The 20,442-nt window shown below is 72.6% G+C and carries 18 protein-coding genes; 10 read left to right on the forward strand and 8 right to left on the reverse strand.

Translation table 11 applies throughout. The features are described 5' to 3' along the window. The first annotated feature begins 60 nt into the window (after positions 1-60). Both LL648_RS12255 and LL648_RS12260 read left to right on the forward strand, forming a co-directional pair. On the forward strand, positions 61-897 hold the full coding sequence (locus LL648_RS12255) for a helix-turn-helix transcriptional regulator (RefSeq protein WP_232662623.1): 837 nt from the start codon (positions 61-63) through the stop codon (positions 895-897). A 91-nt stretch (positions 898-988) separates the two neighbouring features. Next, the gene (locus LL648_RS12260) at positions 989-2,164 is read left to right on the forward strand and encodes a hypothetical protein (protein ID WP_232662624.1); all 1,176 of its coding nucleotides are present in this window, start codon (positions 989-991) and stop codon (positions 2,162-2,164) included. 71 nt (positions 2,165-2,235) lie between these two features. On the opposite strand, the gene LL648_RS12265 is transcribed toward LL648_RS12260, so the two are convergent. From LL648_RS12265 to LL648_RS12275, 3 genes are read right to left on the reverse strand one after another with little or no spacing between them, the layout of a single operon-like run. Continuing rightward, complete coding sequence (locus tag LL648_RS12265; RefSeq protein WP_232662625.1) at positions 2,236-2,880, reverse strand: response regulator transcription factor; 645 nt, start codon at positions 2,878-2,880, stop codon at positions 2,236-2,238. Next, positions 2,880-4,181: a sensor histidine kinase gene (locus LL648_RS12270; RefSeq protein WP_232662626.1), complete on the reverse strand. Its 1,302-nt coding sequence runs from the start codon at positions 4,179-4,181 to the stop codon at positions 2,880-2,882. The genes LL648_RS12265 and LL648_RS12270 overlap by 1 nt, the downstream gene beginning before the upstream one ends. Then, a complete protein-coding gene (locus tag LL648_RS12275; protein ID WP_232662627.1) occupies positions 4,178-5,698 on the reverse strand; it encodes an alpha/beta fold hydrolase in 1,521 nt (506 codons plus the stop codon). Before LL648_RS12275 ends, LL648_RS12270 begins: the two co-directional genes overlap by 4 nt. Positions 5,699-5,850: 152 nt before the next feature. Between LL648_RS12275 and LL648_RS12280 the strand changes: the two genes are divergently transcribed. After that, entirely contained in the window at positions 5,851-7,215 is a 1,365-nt protein-coding gene (locus LL648_RS12280) for a M20/M25/M40 family metallo-hydrolase (RefSeq protein WP_232662628.1), read from the forward strand. Between the two features lie 45 nt (positions 7,216-7,260). Here LL648_RS12280 and LL648_RS12285 read toward each other — a convergent pair whose 3' ends face one another. Further along, the gene (locus LL648_RS12285; protein ID WP_232662629.1) at positions 7,261-8,145 is read right to left on the reverse strand and encodes an RNA polymerase sigma-70 factor; all 885 of its coding nucleotides are present in this window, start codon (positions 8,143-8,145) and stop codon (positions 7,261-7,263) included. A gap of 173 nt (positions 8,146-8,318) precedes the next feature. On the opposite strand from LL648_RS12285, the gene LL648_RS12290 reads away from it, so the two are divergent. The 3 genes from LL648_RS12290 (at position 8,319) to LL648_RS12300 (ending at position 10,895) form a co-directional block, all read left to right on the forward strand. After that, a complete protein-coding gene (locus tag LL648_RS12290) occupies positions 8,319-8,804 on the forward strand; it encodes a carboxymuconolactone decarboxylase family protein (RefSeq protein ID WP_232662630.1) in 486 nt (161 codons plus the stop codon). A gap of 280 nt (positions 8,805-9,084) precedes the next feature. After that, positions 9,085-10,062 carry an o-succinylbenzoate synthase gene (locus LL648_RS12295; RefSeq protein ID WP_308190303.1) on the forward strand — a complete coding sequence of 326 codons (978 nt, stop codon included), beginning with the start codon at positions 9,085-9,087 and terminating at the stop codon, positions 10,060-10,062. After that, positions 10,059-10,895 carry a metallophosphoesterase gene (locus tag LL648_RS12300; RefSeq protein ID WP_232662631.1) on the forward strand — a complete coding sequence of 279 codons (837 nt, stop codon included), beginning with the start codon at positions 10,059-10,061 and terminating at the stop codon, positions 10,893-10,895. Before LL648_RS12295 ends, LL648_RS12300 begins: the two co-directional genes overlap by 4 nt. A 119-nt stretch (positions 10,896-11,014) precedes the next feature. Here LL648_RS12300 and LL648_RS12305 read toward each other — a convergent pair whose 3' ends face one another. Then, positions 11,015-11,581, reverse strand: a complete 567-nt coding sequence (locus LL648_RS12305; RefSeq protein ID WP_308190304.1) for a TetR/AcrR family transcriptional regulator — start codon at positions 11,579-11,581, stop codon at positions 11,015-11,017. 135 nt (positions 11,582-11,716) lie between these two features. Here LL648_RS12305 and LL648_RS12310 point away from each other — a divergent pair, with 135 nt between their 5' ends. From LL648_RS12310 to LL648_RS12325, 3 genes are all read left to right on the forward strand, one after another. Beyond that, positions 11,717-12,658 (forward strand): SDR family NAD(P)-dependent oxidoreductase, encoded by a 942-nt coding sequence (locus tag LL648_RS12310; RefSeq protein WP_232662633.1) that lies wholly within the window; start codon positions 11,717-11,719, stop codon positions 12,656-12,658. A gap of 77 nt (positions 12,659-12,735) precedes the next feature. Next, positions 12,736-13,782: an alpha/beta fold hydrolase gene (locus LL648_RS44840; protein WP_308190305.1), complete on the forward strand. Its 1,047-nt coding sequence runs from the start codon at positions 12,736-12,738 to the stop codon at positions 13,780-13,782. A gap of 71 nt (positions 13,783-13,853) precedes the next feature. Beyond that, positions 13,854-14,264, forward strand: a complete 411-nt coding sequence (locus tag LL648_RS12325) for a hypothetical protein (protein ID WP_232662634.1) — start codon at positions 13,854-13,856, stop codon at positions 14,262-14,264. Between the two features lie 370 nt (positions 14,265-14,634). Here the strand turns inward: LL648_RS12325 and LL648_RS12330 are convergent, their stop codons facing one another. The 3 genes from LL648_RS12330 to LL648_RS12340 form a co-directional block, all read right to left on the reverse strand. Further along, positions 14,635-16,410, reverse strand: a complete 1,776-nt coding sequence (locus LL648_RS12330) for a DUF5107 domain-containing protein (RefSeq protein WP_232662635.1) — start codon at positions 16,408-16,410, stop codon at positions 14,635-14,637. A gap of 38 nt (positions 16,411-16,448) precedes the next feature. Further along, positions 16,449-17,600, reverse strand: coding sequence for a L,D-transpeptidase (locus tag LL648_RS12335; RefSeq protein ID WP_232662636.1), 1,152 nt, complete (start codon positions 17,598-17,600; stop codon positions 16,449-16,451). Positions 17,601-17,768: 168 nt separating this feature from the next. Then, a complete protein-coding gene (locus LL648_RS12340) occupies positions 17,769-18,479 on the reverse strand; it encodes an SDR family NAD(P)-dependent oxidoreductase (protein ID WP_232662637.1) in 711 nt (236 codons plus the stop codon). A gap of 90 nt (positions 18,480-18,569) precedes the next feature. Between LL648_RS12340 and LL648_RS45180 the strand changes: the two genes are divergently transcribed. Next, positions 18,570-20,435, forward strand: coding sequence for a cytochrome c oxidase assembly protein (locus tag LL648_RS45180; RefSeq protein ID WP_232662638.1), 1,866 nt, complete (start codon positions 18,570-18,572; stop codon positions 20,433-20,435). The last annotated feature ends 7 nt before the right edge of the window (positions 20,436-20,442 follow it).

A 20,442-nucleotide genomic window follows, 5' to 3' on the forward strand; every position in this document is an offset into this window, starting at 1 on the left:
AGCTCAGGCTGGCCCTCGTCGGGACACCCTTAGCCGCGGTAACCGGCATACGCTCGAAGGATGGGTTCGCCGTTGGGGGACTTCCTCCGCGCCAAGCGCGACAGCATCCAGCCGGGATCCATCGGCCTGCCCGACCGCGGCCGCCGCAGGGCACCCGGCGTGCGCCGCCTGGACGTCGCCGAGCGGGCCGGCATCAGCGTCGAATACCTGACCCGCATCGAGCAGGGCCGCGACCGGCGTCCCTCGCCGGCCGTCACGAAGGCGCTCGCCGACGCGCTCGGCCTCGATGCACCGGAACGCAACCACCTGAGCTACCTCGCGAAGATCACCGGCGGGGAGTGCTCCGCCCACATCCAGCCCGTGCCGCCGGGCCGGACCGTGCGATCCTCCGTGCTGGAGACGCTCCGCCTCCTCGAACCGGGCATCGCGGTCGTGACCAACCGGCTGGGTGACGTGCTCGCCCACACCAGCGGCTACGCGTCGATCACCAGCGGGACCGGGCTGCTCGACGCCGACCCCCCGAACCTCACCCGCTACGTCTTCACCGACCCGCGCGCGCGGACGTTCTTCATCGACTGGGCCGACGTCGCCGACGAACAGGCCTTCGACCTGTGGCTCGTCCCGTCCATCGAGAACTCCGAGTGGCTCACCGCCGAGCTCACGCCCGTCGCCGGCCCCGATTTCACGCAGCGTCTGAAGCGCCACGTCGTGCCGCCGCGCGGCGTTCTCCGGCTCCGGCACCCGGCGGGGCCCGAGCTCCACCTGCACCGCGAGACCCTCGAACTCCCCGCCGACGACCAGCAGCTCGTCGTCTTCCACCCCACCGACGACCGAACCGCGCACGCGGTGACCCAGCTCGGCCGGGAGCGCGGCGGCCGGCTCCGGTCCATCTCGTAGCCGTCGGACCCGGATCGAGTACCCGACTACTCGGGACCGGGGCCGGGCGCGACCAGATACTCGGACCTCCAGGAGGACTGGAGCGCTGATCATGAGTGAGATGCTGGTCAACACGACGACGGCAGGGCTGCAGCACCAACCAGCGGTGGCGTCCTTCGCCGGGACCCACTTCCTCGTCGTGTGGGCGGACGGCAGCGACGCGACGATCAAGGGGCAGATCGTTCGCTCGGACGGCGTCCGCAGCGGTGGCGAGTTGACGGTCAGCGCCCCGGCCGCGAACAACACCGACCGCCGGCTGCCGACCGTGCGCAACATCGGGTTCGGGCTGGTCGCCGCGTGGGTGGAGCGTGCGTTCACCAACCCCGGTCCGCGCCCGCACGTGAAGCTGCGCAGGTTCGACCAGGATGGACGGCCGATCGGCGCCGAGATCCAGGTCAGCACCGCCGACGTCGATCCGGAGCACCGGCCCGCCCTGGTGAACCTCGTCGACGGCGGCTTCCTGGCCGTCTGGGTCGACCCGCGCCCCGACCAGCGGATCCGGGCGCAGCGCTTCACCAGCAGCGGGGTGAGGACGGGTGCGGAGTTCACCGTCACCACCACGGCCGGATTCCACACCGGCCCGACCTGTGTGCCGCTGGAAGGTGGGAACTACGTGGTCGCGTGGCGCAGCGATCCGGCCGCGGTCGGCGGCGGCGCGCTCCTCTTCCGCGTCTTCGACCTCGCGGGCACACCCCAGTCGGCCGAGCGGCCGGTGAACCTCTTCGGGTTCGGCGGCGGCAAGGCCTTGGCGCTGCTCGACACGGGGCGATTCGCCCTCGCCCACATCAGGAACGGGACGATGAGCGACATCGGGGTCCAGCGGAGCACCGTGGAGGCCACGGTGTTCCGCCCCGATGCGACGGAGGCCGGGATCGCGTTCGCGGCCAGCTCCGGGCAAGGCATCAACTGCTCGTCGCCGGCCATCGCGGCGCTGCCCGGGGGACGTTTCGTCGTCGCGTGGATGCAACGAAGCGCCGAGACGTTCGCCACCACTCCGGTCGTCAAGGCCAGGGCGTTCTCCGACAGCGCGGGGCCGGTCGGCGCGGAGGTCCAGGTGAGCACGTCGACAGCGGCCGACCGGGCCGGGACGTGTGCGGCGTCGACCTTCGGCTTCGGCGGCGAGGCCGTGTTCGTCGGCTGGAGCGACAACGCGGGTGGCGACGACAGCTCGGACTTCGCGGTTCGCGGGCGGACACTCCCGGTCTCCGGGCCCGGCGGGCTCGCCTGACCCCGAGATTTGGCGTCAGTTCTGCCGGAGGTCGTATCGACGCCGGCCGCGAGCCCGGGGCCCGTCCCGACTCACCCTCCGAGGAACCACAGGACGGCGAGGACGCGCCGGTTGTCGTCGTCCGACGTCCCCAGCCCGAGCTTCATGAAGATGCTGGCGATGTGCTTCTCGACCGCGCTGTAGGTGATCGAGAGGCCCTGGCTGATGGCCCGGTTCGAGCGGCCCTGCGCTACGAGGACCATCACGTCGCGCTCGCGAGGGGTGAGCGTGGTGAGCCGTTCCCGTTGTCGGGTCGCGCCGAGCAGCTGGCGCACCACCTCCGGGTCGAGCGCCGTGCCGCCGGCCCCGACCCGGTCGAGGGCGTCGCTGAACGCCGCGACGTCGCTGACGTTGTCCTTGAGCAGGTAGCCGACCCCGCCCGCGGACGAGCCGAGCAACTCGCTCGCGTACCGCGCCTCGACGTACTGCGAGAACACGAGGATCGCCGTGGCGGGATGCTCCGCCTTGATCCGGATCGCGGCGCGGAGACCCTCGTCGGTGTGCGTCGGTGGCATGCGGACGTCGACGATCGCGACGTCCGGGCGGTGCTCGGCCACGGCGTCGAGCAGCGTCTCCGCGTCGCCCACGGCTGCGGCGACCTCGTGGCCGCGGTCGGTGACCACCTCGACGAGCCCGGCCCGCACGACGAACGAGTCCTCGGCGATCACGACCCGCATCAGGCGTTCCTCGGGCCAGGGGTCTCCGTCGGCAGCACGACGGTGATGGTTGTGGGTCCACCGCCGGGGCTGTCCACGTCGATGGCGCCGTCGACCGCCGACACCCGCCCGTGGAGGCCGTCGAGGCCGGCGCCGACCCGGACGCCCGCCCCGCCGCAACCGTCGTCGCGGACGTGCAGGCGCAGCCCGGGGCCGTCGGCGGCGAGCCGGATCGAGGCCCGCTGCGCGCCGCTGTGCTTCGCCACGTTCGTCAGCAGCTCCGCAGTGCAGAAGTAGACGATCGCCTCGATCGCGGGGGAGGGCCGTTGCGGAAGCTCGACCGACAGGTCCGTCGGGACGGGGCTGCGCGCGGCGAGCGTGGCCAGCGCCGCCGGCAGGCCGGCATCGAGGATCGGTGGGTGGATGCCGGCGATGAGGTCGCGCAGATCGGTGATCGCCGAGCGGGCGGTATCGAGCGCGGTGTCGACGAGGGTGCGGACCCGCCCGACGTCGACGGTGTCGGCCGCCAGCTTCTCGCTGGCCAGGCCGAGCTTCATGGCCACCGCGACGAGCTGGGCCTGCGCTCCGTCGTGCAGATCGCGTTCGATGCCGCGCAGGCGGACCTCGGCACCGTCGACGACGGCCGCCCGGCTGTTCTCCAGCTCGTGCACCCGCTCGGCCAGCGCGGACGGTCCGAGCAGCCAGCAGGTGAGCACCGCGTCGAGCGCCAGCACCGGGCGGAGCACCCACGGCGCGACGAGGATCATCACGACGCCCTGCGCCACGAGCAGCGCCATCTCCGGCCACGTGTCGAAGACGATGTCGCCGTACCGGATCAGGAACGGGTGCGGCACGAACCCGGCGGTCGGCGGAGCCGGCGCCTGCCCGAGGTCCCGCAGCAGCGGCGAGAGCACGAGGACCGCCCCGCCGACCCGCGTCCCGACCGCCACCACGAACGCCGCCACAGCCAGGGGGAACCGCAGCAGGAAGTAGGCGTGCGCGCGCCAGCCGCCGGTGTCGCGCAAGCCCGCGCCGATCCACAGCAGGAACCCGCGACCGGCGGGGACCGGCGGCGCCGGCCCGTCGACGGCTACACCCAGCAGCGCCCGGGAGAGCGCCCGGTGGATCGCCCCGAGCTGACGCGCCCCACGCACGGCGAGCGCCAGCAGCGGCAACCCGACGAGCGTGGCGACCAGCACCCCGGCAGCGGTCACCGAGAGCACGCTGAAGAGGAACCCGGCCAGGCCGAGCGGCAACCCGACCAGCGCATAGCCGAACTCCGCCCACGATCGCGCGGTGAACGGTTCCCTCAGCAGCGTCATCGATCCTGCAGGCTAGCGGCCGGCACGGCGTGCCCCGGGATCGTGATGTCGTGAGCGGGCAGCTCACCCCGGACGAGGTAGGCCGCGCCGATGTCCTGCGCGGTCTGGTTGAGCACGGCCTGCTGGTTGGCGAACGCCCCGTGCTTGCCGGAGTCGGCCTCGGTGACCATCACCGAGCTGGGCATCACGCGGTGCATCGCGAGCGCGCCCGCGTGCGGCGCCCCCGGATCGCCGACCGGCGAGAACATCAGCACCGGCGGCAGCCCGGCTCCGGTGATCGGCACGCGTTCGCCGTGCGGGACGGGCCAGTCCGCACAAGCCGCGCCGCCGAGCCACATGTTCCACCAGGCGAACCGGGACGTCGTCGTCGCTTCGGCCGCCCGGCTCTCGTAGGCGGTGTGGTCGCTCGGCCATTGCGCATCGACGCAGGACACAGCGGTGGCCGCGGCCGCCGCCTGCTCCTGCTCAGGGGTGACGTGCGGCGTCGACATCCCGACGAGCGCGCTGTCGTCGTGGCCGACCGCGTACGCGCTCATGGCCGTGGCGAGGTCGTTCCAGACGACCTCCGAGAACAGGGCGTTGTAGATCGTGCCGAGCACCTCGCCCACCCCGACCGGCCCGCGCGGCGCCGCCCTGAGGTCGGCGAGCACACCGTCCACGGTCGCTCGCGCGGCCTCGACGGTGGCACCGAGGTGGAACAGGTCGTCGTGGGCGGCCGCCCAGGCCAGCCACCCGTCGAACCGCTGCTCCAGCGCCGGGGCCTGGGCGAACCCGGCTTCGAACCACATCGCGCCGGGCTCCGGGTCGACGGGGGCGTCGAGCAGCATCCGGTCGACCCGCTGCGGGAACAGCTCGCCGTAGACGGCGCCGAGGTAGGTGGCGTAGGACGTGCCGTAGAAGGAGATCGTCCGCTCACCCAGCTTCGAGCGGAGCAGGTCCATGTCCCTGGCGGCATCGATCGTCCCGATGTGGGCGAGCACGTCGCCGGAGCGGCTCGCGCAGCCGGCGGCGAACGTGCGCCACTTCTCCCAGAGCCTGCCGAGGTTGGCAGGATCGTCCGGGTCGGGCTGCGGCCCGTTCCAGAACTCGGGATCCACGCAGCTGATCGGCGAGCTGTGCCCGACGCCGCGCGGGTCGAGCCCGATCAGGTCGTACGCGTCGATCACCTGCTGCGGGAGCCTGGTCACGCCGTCCTGGTCGGGCACCGTGATCGTGCCGATGCGGGCCGCCGCGCTCGACCCCGGCCCGCCGGGGTTGACGAACAGCGTGCCCCGCCGCTTCGCCGGATCACCCGCGGCGATCCGGGAGGCGAGCAGCGTGATCGTCGGCCCGTCCGGGTGGGCGTAGTCCAGTGGCGCCTCGAACGTCGCACACGTCATCGTCGGGAACTGCTCGGCGAGATCGGCCGGACACGCCCCGAACGAGAGCGGCGAGGGCGCCGCGGACAGCGGGCCGGCCGTGGTGCACGCGGTGCCGCAGAGCAGGGCCGCGACACCGGTCAGAACGAGTTTTCTCATGGATCTCAATGAACGCGACCGGCGTCGTCAGCACATTGCCGCTGTCCTCAGAAATCGGTACTGAGGTTGTCCCCAATGTCCGTTGCGACGTTCGGGTAGTGCCCGGCTCCGCACCGGGGGGTTGAGTCGATCACGTGCGATGGTCGTTGACCATGCGTCGGGAACTCGTGGTCATGGCAGCGATCGGGGTCGTGCTGGCGGCCGGGTGCGGCGGCACCCCACCTCAACCGGCGGCACCGCCGGACCCGCCGGCGGCCCCGTACGAGGTCTCCGCGCCGGTCTCGGCCGCGGTGAACGCGATCAAGGAGGCGCCCGCGGTGCGAGCCGCGCTCGCCGCGATCGCGAACGACGAGCCGCGCGCCATCGCCGACCAGATCGCGATCAACCAGATCCCCGCGCCGCCCTTCAAGGAGGACCAGCGCGGCGCCGACTACCTGCGTCGCCTGACCGAGACCGGGCTGGAGGACGTGCACCGCGACAAGGAAGGCAACGTCTACGGCGTGCGCCGCGGAACCGGTGGCGGCCCGACGATGTTCGTGTCGGCGCACCTGGACACCGTCTTCCCGGAGGGCACCGACGTCACGGTGACGCAGCAGGACGGGAAGCTCTACGGGCCGGGGATCGCCGACGACGCACGCGGCCTCACCGCCGTGCTGGTCATCGCGCGTGCGCTGCGGGACGCCGGCGTGCAGACCAAGGGCGACATCGTCCTCGGCGCCACGGTCGGCGAGGAAGGGCTGGGCAACCTGCGCGGGGTCAAGGCGTTCTTCGCGGAGAACCCGGGCATCGACGGGTTCGTCACGATCGAGCCGGGCGAGCCGGAGCACGTGGCGTACGAGGGGACCGGCAGCCGCCGCTACGAGATCGCCTTCGCGGGCCCCGGCGGGCACAGCTTCGGGGATTTCGGACGGCCGAGCGCGATCCACGCGATGGGACGGGCGATCACCAAGATCTCCGAGATCCGCCCGCCCGCCACGCCGAGGACCACCTTCACCGTCGGCACCGTGGCGGGCGGCACCTCGGTGAACTCGATCGCCGGCGCCGCCAAGATGCAGGTGGACATGCGGTCCAACGACCCGGGTGAGCTCACGAAGTTGGAGGCCCAACTCCTTCCGATGGCCACCGCCGGCGCACAGGAGGAGAACGCGAGGTGGAACGCGGCCGCCGAGGGCGGGGTGACCGTGCAGACCACGCTGATCGGCGACCGCCCGGCCGGCACGCAGGACCGCAACTCACCGATCGTCCAGGCCGCGTTCGCCGCGCCCGCCGCACTGGGCTTGAACCCGGCGCTGCAGCCGGCGTCCAGCACCGACGCCAACGTGCCGCTGAACCTGGGCATCCCGGCGGTGATGCTGGGCGGCGGTGGCAAAGCCGGCAACACGCACTCCTCCACCGACAAGGAGTGGTTCGACCCGACCGACGCGCACCTCGGACCGCAGAACGCGATGCTGGTCGCGCTCAGCATGGTCGGTCTGGCCGGCGAGACGCCGGTCGAACCGCTGCTCCCGAACCGCTGACCGGGTGCGGCGCTCTCGTTCAGGGCTCTTGTTCAGCGCTCTTGTTCAGCGCCGCAGAGCGGTCTCCTGCTGCATGTGGGACAGCTTCTCGGGGTTGCGCACGGCGTAGAGGCCGGTGACCAGGCCGTCGTCGATGCGCAGCGCGAGCACGGTGTCGACCTCGCCGTCGAACTGGAGGACGAGCGCCGGGTAGCCGTTCACCTGCGCCGGCAGCAGCGACGCCTCGGCCATCCGGCTCAGTCCCATCGCCAGCACGGCGGCCACCTTGTCGGCGCCAACGACGGGTACACGCACGGCCTGCACGATGCCGCCGCCATCGCCCAGCAGGACGACGTCGGGGGCGAGGATGTCGAGCAGGCCTTGCAGGTCGCCGGTGTCGACGGCCTGCCGGAAGGCGTCGAGCGCACCACGTGCCTCGGCGGCCGACGGAGTGCCGCGCGGGCGGCGGGCCGCGACGTGCGCCCGCGCCCGGTGGGCGATCTGCCGGACGGCGGCGGGCGTCTTGTCGACGGCGTCCGCGATGTCGTCGTACTCCACGTCGAACACCTCCCGCAGCACGAAGACGGCCCGCTCCGTCGGCGCGAGCGTCTCCAGCACCAGCATCATCGCCATGGAGACGCTCTCGGCGAGCTCGACGTCCTCGGCCACGTCGGGCGTCGTGAGCAGCGGCTCCGGCAGCCACGGCCCGACGTAGGTCTCCTTGCGGCGGCCGAGCGTGCGCAGCCGCGTCAACGCCAGCCGGGTGGTGATGCGGACGAGGAACGCGCGCGGCGACTGGACGGTGTCGAGATCGACGCCGACCCAGCGCAGCCAGGTCTCCTGCAGCACGTCCTCGGCATCTGCCGCCGAGCCGAGCATCTCGTAGGCGACGGTGAACAGCAGGCTGCGGTGGGCGACGAACGCCTCGGTGGCGGGGTCCGTGCCAGCCATGGATCTCCTCCTCGTTCGCGACGCGGGTCGCCCTCCAGACGCCGGCCACCGCCGTCCTGTGACACCCGATCCGTATGGCACACGTCACGCGCCGGCGATGTCACGAGGTGAACCCCGGTCGGCGTCTCGTGTTCGTCAAGCACACAACACCACAGCAACGTGAGGACGACGTCATGGACGCGCGATTCAACATGTTCGGGAACGAGCTCGCCGCGAAGTTCGCGAAGCGGTTCGTGGCCGCCAGCTTGGTGATCGACGGGTCGACGCTGCCGAAGCCGACCCAGGAACTGGTCTCCTTGCGGGCCAGCCAGATCAACGGCTGCGGCTTCTGCGTCGACATGCACACCAAGGACGCCGCGGCCGCCGGAGAGTCGTCGGTGCGGCTCAACCTGGTCGCCGCGTGGCGTGAGGCGACCGTGTTCACCGACGCCGAGCGAGCCGCCCTCGCGCTCGCCGAGGAAGGCACCCGGCTCGCCGACCACCACCACGGTGTCTCCGACGAGACCTGGGCGCAGGTCCGCAAGCACTACGACGACGACCAGGTCGCGGCGCTGGTCGGGCTGGTCGCGCTGATCAACGCTGCGAACCGCATGAACGTCATCGTGCGCAACCCGGCCGGCTCCTACGAGCCGGGGATGTTCGCGAGCTTGACGAACTGAGGCGCGGCTACCCCGGTGGCCCCGGGGGGTGCCAGGAAGGCCACTTTCCTGTCCTGTGGTGCCAGGAAAGCCACTTTCCTGGCACACGCCGTGCCCTCCGGGGGGTGCGCGGCGGGGTGGGGTGACTGCGTGCGGGTCGTCGACCCGGGTTCGGGGAGGGCAGGAAAGCCACTTTCCTGCCCTGTGAGGGCCGGAAAGTGGCTTTCCTGCCCTCGTGTGCCTAACGCGGGCATCTCAGTGGCGCGGCGCCGCTCCCCGCCCCTGGTGTTCGATGGGTGACGTGTCAAGAACAGGTCGGTCGATCGACGTCGACGGGGCGCGGGTCTACGCCATCCCGATGAGCACGCGGTTCCGTGGCATCACGGTGCGCGAGGGGATGCTGGTCGAGGGGCCGAACGGCTGGGGGGAGTTCTGCCCCTTCCCCGAGTACGACGACGCCGAGGCGGCCGGCTGGCTGGCGACCGCGGTCGAGCAGTGCACCGTCGGCTGGCCGGCGCCGGTGCGTGATCGCATCCCCGTCAACTGCACCGTGCCCGTCGTCGCGCCGGAGCGGGCGCACGCGATCGTGACGGCGTCCGGGTGCGGCACGGCGAAGGTCAAGGTCGCCGACCACCAGGACTCGCTCGCGGAGGACGTCGCCCGCCTGGAGGCCGTCCGGGACGCGCTAGGCCCGTCCGGCGCCGTCCGGGTCGACGCCAACGGTGTGTGGGACGTCGACTCGGCTGTGAGCTGGATCAAGCGGCTCGACGTGGCCGCCGGCGGGCTGGAGTACGTCGAGCAGCCGTGCCGCACGATCGAGGAGCTGGCGGCCGTCCGGCGCAAGGTCGACGTGCGGATCGCGGCCGACGAGTCCATCCGCCGCGCCGACGACCCGCTGCGGGTGGCCGTGGCCGGCGCCGCGGACATCGCGGTGATCAAGTGCACGCCGCTGGGCGGGGTGCGCCGCTCCCTGCAGGTGGCCGAGGCGGCCGGACTGCCGTGTGTGGTGTCGTCGGCCCTGGAGACGAGCGTCGGGCTGGCGGCGCAGGTCGCGCTCGCCGCCGCGTTGCCCACGCTGGAGTTCGCGTGCGGGCTCGGCACGCTCTCGCTGCTCGACGGCGACGTCGTGCCCGCCGGTGAGGCACTGCGTCCGGCTGACGGCTACCTGCCCGTCCCGCGAACGCCACCGGTGCCGGATCCCGATCTCCTCGACCGCTTCGAGCAGCGTGACGCGCGACGGGCCGACTGGTGGCGTGCGCGGCTGGGACGTGTGGCGTGAGCCGCGTCGCCGTCATCGGTGACGTCGGTGGCCACCTGAACCTGCTGGTCACTGCGCTGCGTGAGCTGGGGGCCACCGTCGAGGGCGACGGGGTGACGCTCCCGGACGACCTCGTGGTGATCCAGGTCGGCGACCTCGTCCACCGAGGGCCGGACAGTCCGGGTGTATTGCGGTTGGTGGACCGGGCGCTGCGCGAGCAACCGCGGCAGTGGATCCAGCTGGTGGGCAACCACGAACAGCTCTACGTCGACCGTCCGGTGTTCCGCTGGCCCGAGCCGATCGGCGCAGATGACGCGGAGCTGCTGCGGCGCTGGTGGGCGAGCGGGCGGATGCGACCCGCGGCGGCGTTCGTCGACGGCGGCGGGCGCGAGTGGCTCGTCGTGCACGGCGGCGTGACCGCGGAGTTCTGGCGCGACGTGCTGCGCAGGCCGCAGGGTGCGCCGGCGGCCGCGGCGGCCGTCACCGCGCTGGCGACCTCCGGCGACATGCGGTTCTGGGCGCCCGGGGTCAAGCTCGACGGCCAGGTCAACCGGTGGTCCGGGCCGGTCTGGGCGGCCGCCGGCCCGGAGCTCTACGCGTCGTGGCTCGCGCGCCTGACCGAGAAGGGAACGGCGCCGCCGTTCGCCCAGGTGCACGGGCACAGCCAGGCCGCGCCGTGGGATCCGGCCAGGTTCCCGGCCGCGTTCACCGGCGTGCTGACGGTCGACCGTGCGGCCCGGCACCAGTGGTGCGACGTCGGCGGTGTCCCGCTGGTCGGCGTCGACCCCGTGCACGGCAGCCAGGGGGCGGCCAGCTGGCGTCCGCTGGTGTTCGACGGGGCCACAGTGCTGTAGCCAGGCAGGGCGTAGGGGAGGGCAGGAAAGCCACTTTCCGGCCCGCACAGGGCAGGAGAGTGGCTTTCCTGCCCTCCTCAGGACCAACCCCGACGAGCCGGGGTTGGTCACCAGCGGAGCTACGCGCGGTACCGGAGGCCGTCCATCAGCAGGTCGAGGAGGCGGCCGGCCTGCTCGCGCTGCGCCGGCTCGCCGGCGGCGAGGGAGATCCCGCTGAGGCTGGTGAGGACGTCGCCCGGAGCGACGTCGGAGCGGATGGCGCCCGCGGCGATTCCGGCGTCGAGCAGCGTGGTGATCGCGCCGACGAGCCGGGCGCGGCTCTCGGCGAACGGGTTGCCGCCCGACGCGATGAGGGCGCGCAGTGCCTCGGCCATGCCGCGTTTGGTGGTCATGTAGTCGACGAAGCGGTCCAGCCACGCGCGCAGCGCCGCGGCGGGTTCCTCGGTGCGTGCGAGGTCGTCGGCGGCGTCGCACAGGCGGCTGAGCTGGTTGCGGTAGGTTGCCTCGACGAGCGCGTCGCGGGTCGGGAAGTGGCGGTACAGCGTGCCGATGCCGACGCCGGCCTCCTTCGCGATGGCTTCCATCGTGACGTCGGGGTCGCCTTGGGTGAACGCGCTGACGGCGGCCTCGAGCAGTCGCTCGCGGTTGCGCTTCGCGTCGGCCCGCAGGGGTCGCGTGCTTGTCACCGGTCCTCCCATCTGTTCCCCGATCGCCTCGAATGTGACGAGGAGAGCGTACGGCTTGATATCCGGAGGGCACTCCGCTTAACTGGAAATCGTAACGGAGGACCCTCCGCTTCATCGTACGGGGACAGGACCACCATGACCACGTCAACTCGCATCACCACACCGTTCGACCGGAGCTCCACGGCGGCAGAGGTCGTCGCAGGCATCGATCTCGGCGGCAAGCGGGCGGTCGTGACCGGTGCCGCGTCGGGCATCGGCATCGAGACCGCGCGTGCGCTGGCCGCTGCGGGCGCCGAAGTGACGCTCGCCGTGCGCAACCTCGACGCCGGCAAGGCGACGGCCGACGACATCGTCGCCACCACGGGCAACAGCAAGATCCAGGTCGCGTCGCTCGACCTCACCGACCGGGCGTCCGTGGCCGGGTTCGTCGCCGCCTGGGACGGCCCGCTGCACATCCTCGTCAACAACGCCGGGGTGATGGCGGCGCCGGAGACGCGCACCCCGGAGGGCTGGGAGCTGCAGTTCGCGACCAACCACTTCGGGCACTTCCAGCTGGCCACCGGCCTGCACAGGGCGCTCACCGCGGCCGGTGGCGCGCGGATCGTCTCCGTCAGCTCCAGCGGGCACCTGCGGTCGCCGATCGTCTTCTCCGACATCCACTTCACCGAGCGCGAGTACGAGCCGTGGTCGGCGTACGGGCAGTCGAAGACGGCCAACATCCTGTTCGCCGTCGAGGCGACCAAGCGCTGGGCCGACGACGGCATCACCGCCAACGCCCTCATGCCCGGAGGCATCCGCACCAACCTGCAGCGGTACGTGAGCATGGAGGAGATCGAGCGGATGCGGGCCCGGATGGGAAGCTCCGACATCGTCTGGAAGACACCGGAGCAGGGCGCAGCGACGTCCGTGTTGCTGGCGACCTCACCGCTGCTCGAAGGGATCGGCGGGCGCTACTTCGACGACTGCAACGAGGCCCTGCCGAACGAGCCGGGCACGCGCACGGGTGTTGCGGCCTACGCGCTCGACGAGGACGCCGCCGCGCAGCTGTGGGACGTGACGGTGCGCACGCTCGCCTGAGCGTCGACAACGACGTTGTGGCTGTTGCGGGGTGCCCCGAGCAGCCACAACGTCGTTGTCAACGGGAGACTGGTGGCGTGGAGGACGGGCCGGAACTGCAGTACACCCGCACCAGCGACGGTGTGACGATCGCCTACCAGGTGCTGGGCAGCGGGCCCGCGCTCGTCTGGCTCCCGTCGCTGGGCAACATGATGGCCCAGTGGCGGGTCCCCGAGCTGCGTACGGCCTACCTCGAGCTCGCCCGTTCGGTCCGGCTCGTGCTCTACGACGCCCGCGGGATGGGCAGCTCCGACCGCCGGGTCGACCTGCATGATCTCGGGCTCGACGCCCACACGCGCGACCTGGAGGCCGTCGTCGACGCCGCCGGGCTCGAAGCGACGTCGCTGCTCGGCTACTACCACTCGTCGACCACCGCGATGGCGTTCGCGGCGAAGCATCCGCACCGCGTGGAGCGGCTGGCGCTGTTCGGAGCGGCTGCCCGGATGCGGGACATGGTCGCGGCGGTGGAGAACCAGGCGCTGTTCTCGCTGCTCGACCAGGACTGGGACCTGTTCGTCGACACCGCCGCGCACGCCTGGCTGGGCTGGACGGCGGGGGAGTCGGGGCGGTTGATGGCGGAGTCGTTCCGGACGGCTGTCGCACCGGCCGTCGCCAAAGCGTGGCTGGAGGCGGCGCTGGAGATCGATGTCACCGCGCTGCTGCGGGACGTCCTGGCGCCCACGCTGGTGATCCACCGGCAGGGCGAGCGGCAGATCCCCGTCGAGGTGTCGCGGCGGCTGGCCGACGCGCTACCGCGCGGCCAGCTCGTCGAGCTCGACGGATCGTCGCCGACGTTGCTGTTGGGGGAGGCGCGCACCGACGTCGGGCTGCTGGCGCGGTACGTGACCACCGGGAAGATCAGTCGCCCGGCGGCCGCGCCGTCGCCGCCCGGCGAGCGCGTGACACCCCGTGAGCTGGACGTGCTGCGGCTGCTGGCCGCCGGCGACTCCAACACGGAGATCGCGCGGACGCTGGGCATCACAGTGCACACCGTCGAGCGGCACACGACCAACCTCTACCGCAAGATCGGCGCCCGCGGCCGGGCCGACGCGGCCGCGTACGCGCTGCGCCGCGGCCTGGCCTGACGGAATTCCGTCATACGAGGCACCGGAGGCCGGGGATGTGCGGCACCTCCCCGCGGCCGACCATGGTCGGCATGACGACAACAACGCAGATCGCGCCGAGCAGCCGCTCGTGGTGGATGGCGAAGGTGACCAGCCCGATCGCGCTGGCGCTGGCGGGACGGCCGTTCGTCCCGCTTTGGGCGGTGGTGCACCACCGCGGCCGCAAGTCGGGTCGGGACCTGTCGGTACCGGTTGCGGTGATGACCACGAACGACGTCTTCGTGATCACGCTCCCGTTCGGGCCGGGCACGAACTGGGCGCGCAACGTGCTCGCCGCCGGCGGGTGCACGCTGCGGTGGAAGGGCGCCGACCACCTCGTGACCCGGCCGGAGTTGATCGGCGCCGACGAGGCGAAGCGCTACTTCTCGAAGCTCCAGTGGTCGATCCAGGAGCGCATGTTCGGCGCGTCCGCCTTCCTCCGGCTCCAGCGCACCGCCGGCTGACCCGCTCCCCGACTCGCGCATTGCGTGGCCCCGACTCTCGGAGGTGGTGGGGCCCACCGAGACGTGGGACTCGCCTGCCGAGACGTGGGACTCGCCTGCCGAGACGTGGGACTCGCCGGCCGAGACGTGGGACTCGCCGTGCCGGAGGTGTCGACTCACCGTGCCGGAGGTGTCGACTCGCCGTGCCGGAGGTGTCGACTCGCCGTGCCGGAGGTGTCGACTCGCCGTGCCGGAGGTGTCGACTCACCGTGCCGGAGGTGTCGACTCACCGTGCCGGAGGTGGCGACTCGCCGCTCCGGACCGCGCGACTCACCCGCCCGCCCACCTCCGACTCGCGCGCGGGGTGGCCCCGAGTCGCGTGGGCGGCGGGTCAGCCGTCCTGGGGCTTCATGCGGAAGTCGTAGCGGGCGGGGAGCGGTTCGTCGGGGCAGGCGGCCTCCCACAGCCGGTCGAGGCTGACCTCGCCTTCACGCAGGTCGTCGACCTCGATGCCGTCGCGCAGCAGCGCCGCCGCGCGATCCCGCTCACCCGCGGCGACGGCGGCAAGCGCTTCGCCCAGCCGGATCCGGCCCCGGGCTCGCACATCCACGGGTAGGGCGTCGACGAGCCGCAGCGCCTCGGCCGGACGGTCCGCGGCCACCAGCGCGGCCATCGCCTCCACGGCCAGCTGCCATACGTCGGGCAGCGCGGTGTGGGCGGCGACAACCAGGTCGGGGTCGCCGTCGAGCACTCCGAGCGCCCGCTGCGCCCACGGCGTGGCCTGCGCGGCGATCGAATTCCGGTAGTGCCGGCCCGCCGCCACGAGGTCGCCGTCGGCGTGCGCCATCACCCCGAGGTGGTAGCTCGTCGCCCACGATCGCGGCGCCGCAGCCGCCAGCAGCGAGCGCCAGCCCTCGCCCGTGACGTAGGAGACCGGCGGGTCGGGTGGCAGCGCGCCGCCGGTGATCAGCGCCTCCCACGGGGCCTGGTCCGCCCCGAGGGTCGAGGCGGCGAAGGGCGTCCCGGCATCGGCCAGCGAGGGCTCACCGGCGTGCCGCCTGCGCAGCTCCTCCAACGCGCCCCAGCCGCTGCCGGTGCACAAGGACGGACCGACCGGGAGATCCGCGCTCGCCGTGAACGCCGCGAGCTGGTCGTCGAGATCATCGGTGGTGGCCGGTCCGTACGACTCCACCCACCGCCAGGTCGCCCCCGCGGGCATCGGCACGTGCTCGTACTGCGTGCACGCGAGCCCGGCCTGGATCTCGCAGTACGGCTCGCCGGCCAGCCAGTCCTGCCACCGCCGCCCGCCCGTCGTGGCTCCCCAGCAGAAGAGCTTGCGGCCGCGCAGCAAAGCGGTCGAGCGCTGCACCAGCCCCGATCCGTCCGGCTCCCGCGCCTCGATCCACGGCTGCGGCTCGTCGTCGGCGATCTCGTAGAAGTAGTCGGCCGCGGCCGGCTCCTGTGCCGGGATCATGTCTCCTACCGGCACCCGTTCCAGCGCCCCGCTGTACGACGTCCGGTACGCGCTGGTGGCCGGCGCCCGCACGACCAGCGACGACGTCTCCGGGACCGCTGTGTTGGACCACCAGTACATCGGGACGACAGCCGGGTTGGGGTTGGTGATCCCGACCCCGACGAACAGCGCAGGCGACCCGGCCGGGAGCCACGCGTCGACGTGGAAGACGACCCCGCGCATCCGCTCGTACTCCCACATCCGCAGCACCTGCGTGCCGTCCGGCCGTTCGAGCGCAGCGGCGTGCAGCGGGTCGCAGGTCAGCGGGCTGTGGCCGCGGGTCCCGATGTTCCACTCGACACCCCCGGCGAACCACGCGCCGCGCAGCCCGAGGTTGGCCGGCTGGAGCACGTCCGGGCGGTGCAGCAGCTCCCGTCCGGCGTCGAGGTCGACGAGCGACCACAGCCGGCCGCCGAGCGTCGGCAGGAACGTCGCCCGCAGCCGCTCGTTCGCCAGCTCGACGGCCGGCACGCCGGTCGGGACGGGCGCGCGACCGTAGCCGTCCTGCAGCAGGTACGGCAGCACCGTGCGCACGCGCCCGTACTCCGCTCCCCGGCGGACCGCCGGCGAGGCCTCGGTGAGGTCGAGCGCGTACGGCGGGTCGAGCATCCCCGCGACCGGCGGCATCGGGTTGACCGGCCCCACCGCCGCCATCCGCAGATCGAATGTGCGCAGGTCTGGCACGGGTCCCCTTACTTGTCGTCGAGCGCCGACATGGTCTGCCACTGCTCCCACGGGATCGCCCAGTCGTAGACGTCGCCGTCGGCGCGGGTCATCGGCACCGTGCTGCCGGTGACCTCGACCGGGTCGCCGTAGATCGCGGTGTCGTAGTACGCCCGTGCGTTGGCGGTCGAGAGGTTGACGCACCCGTGCGTGACGTTGCTGCGGCCCTGCGCCCAACCCGACGCCGGGTTGGCGTGGATGAACTCGCCGTTGTTGGAGATCCGCACGGCCCAGTGCATCAGCACGTTCTCGTAGTCGAACGTGGGGTTGGTCATCAGGACCGACGGGGACTTGCTCATCACGATGTGGGTGCCGTTGCGGGTGACCCGCCGGGCGTCCGCCTCCAGCCCGTAGCTCGCGGGGAGGTCGCTGACCACCTGGCCGTCGCGCACCACGACCATGCGGTGCGAGGTGACATCGGCCTTCACGATCTGCGAGCGCCCGATGCTGAACGTCGTCCCGAGGTCGTTGGAGCCGAAGCCGGCCGCCCCGAGGTCGACCCCGCGGGTGTCGGCCATGACGGTCACGGTGGTGCCGGCGGGCCAGTACGTCGCAGGCCGCCAATGCACCCGCGAGCCGGTCTCCCAGTCGTTGTCGGGCAGCCATCCCCACGAGCCGGTGACGGGCACCGAGGTCTGCACTGCCAGCGCCTTCTCGGCCGCGGCGCGGTCCGCCTCCGGGATGCGCCGGTCGAACCGGATCTCGATGGGCGCCGCGACACCGACGACGTCCCCGTCGCCGATGTTGGACGTGGCCTTGACCAGGCGTTTCGGGGCGACCGTCGTGAACGTGCTGGAGATCGGCTGCGGGCCGGTCTCGCCGATCCCGGTGGCGGTGAGGCGGTAGGTGGTGCCGAACGCGGGCTTCTGCGTCGCGAGCCAGGTCTGCCCGTCGGTGGAGAGGCCGCCGGGCAGTACCTTCCCGTCCTCGGACGTGACGGCGACGTCGGCGAGCGTCCCGCCCATGACGTCGACCCGGATGGGCTCGGCCGGGACGACCCCGGTGCTCGCGTCAGCGGGGCTGATGGCCACCCGCAGCTCGACCGGCGGCGGGACGAACGCGGCGTTGTGCGCGTCCATCTCGGAGACGACGACCAGCGCGGCGCCGGTGCCGATCAGCACCGTCGCCACCACCCAGGGCAACCAACCCCGACCTCGCCTGATCACCCTGCCCCCGTACCGACGTGCCCAACTGGGATGACAATCCAGCACCCGGCCACCGTTCTGTGTCCGGCTCGCGCCGCGAGGGCCGGGAATTCACCCGATCTCCGCAGTCAAGGATGTTTGCGGTCAGCCTGGAGAGGGCATCAGCGGCTGCTCTCCGGCCGCCAGTCGCTCGCCGCGACGGACGATCTCGCGGTGCCATTCGCCGGGGATCACGCCGAACCGGCCGGCGTCGATCGCCGCGAGCGCCTCGGCGGCGATGTCGGCCGGGTCCTCGCCGTCCTGCGACATACCGGTGCGCACGAGAGCGGGAGCGAGCATCGTCACCCCGACGGGTGTGTCGGCCAGCCCGAGCGCCGCCTGCTCCGCGACGGCGACCACCGCGTGCTTCGACGCCGCGTACGCGCCACCGACCGGGAACGTCGCCAGCCCGGCGAGCGACGCCGTGATGAGGATGTGGGCGGGCTGCCCGCTCGCGAGCAGGCGCGGGACGAACGTGCGCAGGCCGTTCACCACGCCGCCGACGTTCACGGCGAACACGCGGTCCCAGTCGGCCGCGCCGACCTCCCACGGCAGCCCGACGTCCGCGCCGACGATCCCGGCGTTCAGGCAGACCAGCTGCACGTCGCCGGCCGCGGCGCCGAGCGCCTCGACCGCCGCGGGGTCGCTAACGTCGGTGCGGACGGCCGTGCCTTGCAGCTCGGCAGCAGCCGCGCCGAGCGCGGACTCGTCGACGTCGGCCAGCACTACGTCGGCACCACCGGCCCGCAGTGCGGTGGCGAGCGCGCGGCCGATGCCGCCCGCCGCACCGGTGACGACGGCTCTGGTGACGTTCACTTACGTCCCTTTCGTCCGGTGTGTCGACAGTCTGGTCGATCAAGGTCGGCTTCAGGGAACCACGAGAGGGCGCATCACGACCACCTCCGTGTGAATCGTGCATGGCTGATCACCGCGCTCTCCGCATCAGCGCTGGTCGCGGCCGCGGTGGCGGTGCCGGACAGCGGGCTCTACGAGCGGGTCGGCATCCCGGTCGCGCCGGAGGCGCTGCGCGGGCTGCTCGCGGCGAACCGGACGGTCGCGCAGCTCAGCGCGGCGCTGACCGCGGGCGTCCTGCTCTACGCCGTGGTGTTCGCGCCGCACCAGCGCTCCGGCGTGCTGGACGTCGACGGCTACCGCGCCGTGCGGTTGGCGCGGTGGACGGCCGCCGTCGGCGCGGTTGCAGCGCTCGGGCAGGCCGTGCTCGTCGCGGCCGACCTGACCGGCAGCGCCGTCACCGACGTGCTCGGCGTGGCCGGGCTGATCGGGGAGTACGCGGCGCTGGAGGAGCCGGTCGGGTGGCTGGTCACCGCCGCTGCGCTGCTGGTGGTGGCGGCGGGCTGCTGCGCGACGGTGCGGTGGCGCCCCGTTGCCGCGCTCGCCGTGCTGGCCGCGCTGGCGATGACGGCGCCGAATGCGGCTAGCTGGTCGATCGCGGGCGCCGACCACGACTGGGGCACCGACGCCTCGGTCGTGCGGACCGTCGCCGCGGTCGTGTGGACCGGGACGCTGCTCGTCCCGCTCGTGCTGCGGCCCTACGCGCCGCGGCGGCGGGCAGTGCTGCTGGCGCTGTGCGGTGCGGCGTGGGTCGCGGGCACCGTCGTGTTCTGGTTCGTGCAGACCGGCGGCACGCCCGCGCTGGACACGCCGTGGGGGCTGCTGCTGGCCGCGCAGCTCGTGGTGGCCTGCGCCGTCGCGGCGTGCTGGCGGTCGCCGCGGCTCGCGCTGGCCGGGTCGTTGCTGGTCACGGCGCTCTCGGCGGCGCAGGCGAACGCCGTGCCGCCGCGGATGTACGGGCCGCCCGACACCATCGGGCAGGCCCTCATCGGGTTCGACGTCGCCGGCCCGGCCACGGCGGCCCGGCTGCTGCTCGACTGGCGGCCCAACCTGGTGTTCTGCACGATCGCCGGGATCGCCGTCGGGCTGTACCTGCACGGCGTGCGGGTGCTGCGGCGCCGCGGCGACGCCTGGCCGGTCGGGCGGACCACGGTGTGGGTGCTGGGCTGGCTGATCGTCCTGCTCGCCACGTCGTCGGGGCTCGGGCGGTACGGGTCCGCCCAGTTCAGCGTGCACATGATCGGCCACATGATGATCGGGATGCTCGCGCCCGTGCTGCTCGCGCTCGGCGGCGCGGTGACGCTCGCGCTGCGCGCGCTGGCGCCGTCCCGGCAGGGGAGCGGCCCGCGGGAGTGGATCGTCGCCGCGCTCGCCTCGCCGCTCGCGCGGTTCGCGACCCACCCGGTGCCGGCCATGATCGTGTTCGTCGGGTCGTTCTACGTGCTCTACTTCACCCCGATCTTCGACACGACCTTGCGCTACCACTGGGCGCACCAGCTGATGTTCGTGCACATCCTGGCCGTCGGGTACGTGTTCTTCTGGCCGCTGATCGGGGTCGACAGGGCGCCGGTGCGGCTGCCGTCGATCGGCCGGCTCGCGGTGCTGCTGGCGTCCATGCCGTTCCACGCGTTCTTCGGCGTCGCGCTGATGAGCGCCGACTCCGTGCTCGGCTCCGACTTCTACCGCTCGATCGCGCTGCCCGGCCTGCACCTGCTCACCGACCAGCGGATCGGCGGCGGGATCGCGTGGGCGACCGGTGAGCTGCCGATGCTCGTCGTCGTCATCGTGCTGCTGGTGCAGTGGTCGCGGGAGGACGCGCGCGACGCCGCACGCCACGACCGCAAGGCCGACCGCGACGGCGACGCCGACCTGACGGCCTACAACGCGATGCTCGCCGATCTGGCCCGCACCCGCGCGTAACCGTCGA

This window comes from Pseudonocardia sp. TRM90224 (assembly GCF_021245725.1).
Taxonomy (GTDB): Bacteria; Actinomycetota; Actinomycetes; order Mycobacteriales; family Pseudonocardiaceae; genus Pseudonocardia.